3 protein-coding genes and 2 pseudogenes are annotated in these 4,113 nt (G+C 57.9%); all 5 read right to left on the reverse strand.

Annotated features, from left to right (window positions below; all coding sequences use genetic code 11):
- Positions 1 to 284 (reverse strand): annotated as a pseudogene (locus tag BSG20_RS34695) (IS6 family transposase); the annotation flags it as partial.
- Between the two features lie 46 nt (positions 285 to 330).
- Complete coding sequence (locus BSG20_RS38750) at positions 331 to 999, reverse strand: DUF192 domain-containing protein (protein ID WP_342030088.1); 669 nt, start codon at positions 997 to 999, stop codon at positions 331 to 333.
- Positions 1,000 to 1,638: 639 nt separating this feature from the next.
- Entirely contained in the window at positions 1,639 to 3,042 is a 1,404-nt protein-coding gene (locus BSG20_RS34710; protein WP_210216968.1) for a hypothetical protein, read from the reverse strand.
- A gap of 125 nt (positions 3,043 to 3,167) precedes the next feature.
- The gene (locus tag BSG20_RS34715; protein WP_093041955.1) at positions 3,168 to 3,665 is read right to left on the reverse strand and encodes a dihydrofolate reductase; all 498 of its coding nucleotides are present in this window, start codon (positions 3,663 to 3,665) and stop codon (positions 3,168 to 3,170) included.
- A 145-nt stretch (positions 3,666 to 3,810) separates the two neighbouring features.
- Positions 3,811 to 4,023 (reverse strand): annotated as a pseudogene (locus BSG20_RS38255) (HIT family protein); the annotation flags it as partial.
- Positions 4,024 to 4,113 lie beyond the last annotated feature (90 nt).

Below are 4,113 nucleotides of genomic sequence, written 5' to 3' on the forward strand. Positions count from 1 at the left end.
CAGATGCCAGATATCCTTCCGCGACGGCTTCTTTCTAGGCAGCTGCTTGACGTAGGCTGCCCCGAATTTGCGGCCCCATCGCCGTATCGTTTCGTAAGAGACGACGATACCGCGCTCCAGCAACATTTCCTCGACCAGCCGCAGGCTCAACGGGAACCGGAAATACAGCCAGACCGCACGGGCGATGATCTGCGGTGGAAAACGGTGGTTCTTGTAGCTGATGGTCGATGAGGTCATCTCAACCGAATTATCCGCCACCCGTTAAGCTGCTGATAACGTGACATCGCGTGTCGAAAGCTACCGGCGCAGATCAGCCATGGAAGCCAAACGTCAGCGCGGAAGGCCCGCTTCGTTGCATGCGTTTAGCTCAAGTATGTTAGGTTCCGCCAATATATCAGGGTGCCCACCGGCCTGGAGTTCAACTACGTACTGCACATTACTCCCGCCGTCGATTGGAGCTTGATCCAAGGGCACAGCGTTGCGATGCAGCGATACCAGTCGACCAGTACCATCGAAGAATAACATGTCCAGTGGGAGCGGAGTATGTTGCATCCACAACCGCACATGGCGAGGGGAATCGTAGGCAAATATCATGCCGTCGAACGGGCTAAGAACTCGCCTGCGCATGAGTCCCCGGCTGCGCTCATCCGAGGCATTTGCGACCATCACGATTAATGGGCGTTTTCCGATTTCGATCGCTGCGACATCACAATTTGCGTTAAGCAACGAAACCAGCGTAATAGTCTTAAGTAGAAACATAGTCGTCACCTCTTTGCTTCCGTGTGAAATCATGTCCCAACGCGTGGAGTTGGCCCATAAAAACCAGACAGGATCAGATTTCTGTTTGACAGTTTGAGAACTCGCTCGTTTACCGATATCCCAAAGCTTTATGCGTGTGAAGCGTGTTGTACAACAGGGCGACGGAACACCCACGGGACCGAGATTCGTGAGCTTTTGTATCCGTGGCATCCCTGGTCTGGGCGGCTTATCCATATCCATGGATTGGTGGACAAGGGGTCTGCTGTGTTCCGCTGCAGCCTTTCGGGTTCGACGTCATGCCGGTTGCTCGAAGTCCGGGTGTGGATGTTTGACCGGACACTGAGTGCGAGGTGGTTGGCCTTACCAATTGCGTATGCCAATTTTGCTTGCCTGCTGGCTTTGGCAAAGTTGCTGGAAGAGGCAGGCACTCCCTCACAAGGCGCGGATATGAGCGCAGCATTGATCCCTGACGAAACGAGTCGGGGAGATGTCCATGCCACGCCAGTTTACGACATATCAGTTCGATCTGTTCTCGAGCGCGCACAGCGGGAAGACACCAGCGATGCCGCAATGGCAGACGTTGTCCGAAGGAACGCCACAGGCGTTGACGGCACTCATCGTGCGGCTGCTGGTGGACCCACGCCAACGGCGAGTGCAGCGCCTCCCAGTCGAAACGAGTCGAAACGGGAGCGAAGGCGACAGGGTCCGGTCGGTTGGCTCATTGCAGCATTTCGTGTCGATCTTCTCCGCCGTCCGAAACCTCTTCCTCCCATCCCAGACCAACCGCTCCGTGGCACAAATTCGAACCCATCGACGCCAGGCAATGGCCGCGTTGGAAGCCGTGAGTGCACGCCCTGCCTGAAACGCGCAGGCTCAGCCTCACGTGGCCACATTTAAGCAACGTGACAACGCCCCGGAGACATGTGATATCTCGGCAGCTGGCAGTGCGGGTTCTCTGCCGCTGCACAACGCTTCCCAATCGTCGATCTCCTCACACGCCGGCGGCAAAGCCACGCGACTGTAGGCCTCCTGCGCCGCCTGCAGTTCCCCCTGATCAGCCAGTGCAGCGCCTTTCATCTGCAGCGCATGGTTGCGCTTGTATAGATCATGGAATTTCTCCTTGAGCTCGAAGGTCTCCGGTGTATGGAACTGGATTTCCCAGAGCGCGCCTTTGGGACTGCGCAACGTGACGTTGACTGCCTTGAATGCCGGCCTCCGCTTCGTAAACGTGTTGGTCGACTTGACGCGCACATGCCCCTGATCGTCCAGCGAGGCCAGCACGCCACGCAGGCCGACGGTGAAGTCCTGCGGATTCAGTGCCACGCTGTAGCGCCGCGCGTCGTTTACGCCGGCCGTCGCTTCTTCCAGGGTCTGCTTTTTCAAAGCCATCTGCTGCTTGAGCTTTTCCTCCGGTGAGCCGAGCGACTTCAGTTGATGCTGTGTTCCCACCAGTCGCCCACTATAGTGCTCGGCCGCACGCTTCAGCATGTCGGTGACCACGGGCTCCATATCGCCGGCGCGTGTCAGCAGGGATTTGGCGTTAAGCGTGATGTCCTCGGTCCTTACGTCGCGCAGGCGCTCGGCCGGTGGCGGTGGCGGATCGATCAGGCGCGCCTGCTGCAGCGCGTGCAGCGCATCCTGCATCACACCAGCGGCCATTGTGGGCATGTGCTGCAGGAGCCTCTTGGTCTGCTCAGCATTAAATCTCCCATCGTGCATGGCCCGGGCTGTCGCCTTGCTGTACGGCACCACGCGCACCCGCTCGGTGAACCCCCGCTCGGATCGTTCGCACGCCTCCACGATCTTGGCAAACAGCGCCGTGCCGGTGTCGGATTTCAGCGCATCGGTGCCTACCTTGATCGCAATGGTGAAAAGGTTGCGCATGGTCAGTTCCGGCTCGCCGGGGATGAGCCCCGGTTGTCCGGCAGGGAATTGCGCATGTGAGAGCCTGCACACAGGGTAGTTGTCAAGGATGGCGTGGATACGTGCCTCAGCAGAAGGCGCAGCAACGTACGCCTTGGCGAGGTTCGGGAAGGCCTCCGCCAGCGCATCGGGCAGCTGCGGCACGTCAGCGGAGGACACCTGCTGGTCAAGGCGAAGCAGTTGCGCGTGCAGGGGTTGGGCGGCTTCACCCGCCTCAGGCATGTGGGCGCGTTCAATCGCATCGCCCGCATCGGCGCGTAGTTTCGCCAACACCTCTGGATCGCGGGCGTCACCTTCGAGTACCTCACGCAAGCCGGTGCGCAGATCGCGCTCAATGCCATCGTAGGTGCCGAACATCATGTTGGGGTCGGTTCCGGCTGAGGGCGAAATGACACCCTAAGCGACTCCGGCCGCTCGCGGATAAGAATTCGGTTGTTGGACAATCTCCTGGAGGTCATAGTCCGGCCTATGCGGTCATTACGCAGCTAACTCGGAAGCCTAGACCTTCGTTCGTATATGAAGCGCGTGTATGGTAATGGACCCTCAACGCGCTCTGAAGCAGCAATCGAGAACTCATCCTCAGGCAACAATGGGAAAAAGCGGTCGCCGCCGAAGGTAGCGTCCAGCACCGTCAAATGAATCCGATTGGCGAGCGGAAGGAAGAGCTTATAAATCTCCTGGCCACCACCGACAGTTATTTCTGAACCCGGCAACTCCGATGCCAGTGAAAGAGCCTCGTTGAGCGACGTAGCCAAGAGCACACCGGCAGTCTGAGAAACGAACGAACGAGATAGTACGATGCAATACCGCCCCGGCAGCGGACGAGGTAGCGAGAGGTAAGTCATGCGCCCGATGATCAGGGCATTGCCCATTGTCAGTTCCCTGAAAACTTTCTGTTCGCCGGGGATGTGCCATGGAATATCGTTGCCTCTGCCGATGGCACGTCCCGCATCCATAGCTGCGATCAGAACGATAGGTTTCATGGCTGCCTTCTGGTGACTGATTGATGAGACTATTCGGCTGCTCCCGAAATCGGATAGATAGTAGTGGGATCGGAGGGGATCGCAATGTCCGGAACTGGCGCATCCCCTGCCAAAGCCGTGGTCGGCCTGAAGTGGACTTCCAGTGTCACGAAAATTGGATGGCCTGACGTAGGAGTGCGATGGTTTCCGACACCGACGGCCCCTTAATTGGGGGCGGATCAGCTCGTTCGCAGAATTCTCGCCAGACGAATAATGTCAACTCCGCTCCGTCGGTCGGAGTCTCTCCTGGTCCGTCTGCGAACTGCTCGAGCACCCGGTAGCGATCATCCTTCCAGAAAAGATCTTCAACCCACTCATACCAACGTGAGCGGTCTCTGACTCGTTTTGCGGTTTCCAAATCAGTTGAATTCTGAATCTATGTCGCAAACGGAGGTTTGCGGATGACATT

Origin of the sequence: Rhizobium tibeticum (assembly GCF_900110205.1) — a bacterium.
GTDB classification, from domain to species: Bacteria; Pseudomonadota; Alphaproteobacteria; order Rhizobiales; family Rhizobiaceae; genus Rhizobium; species Rhizobium tibeticum.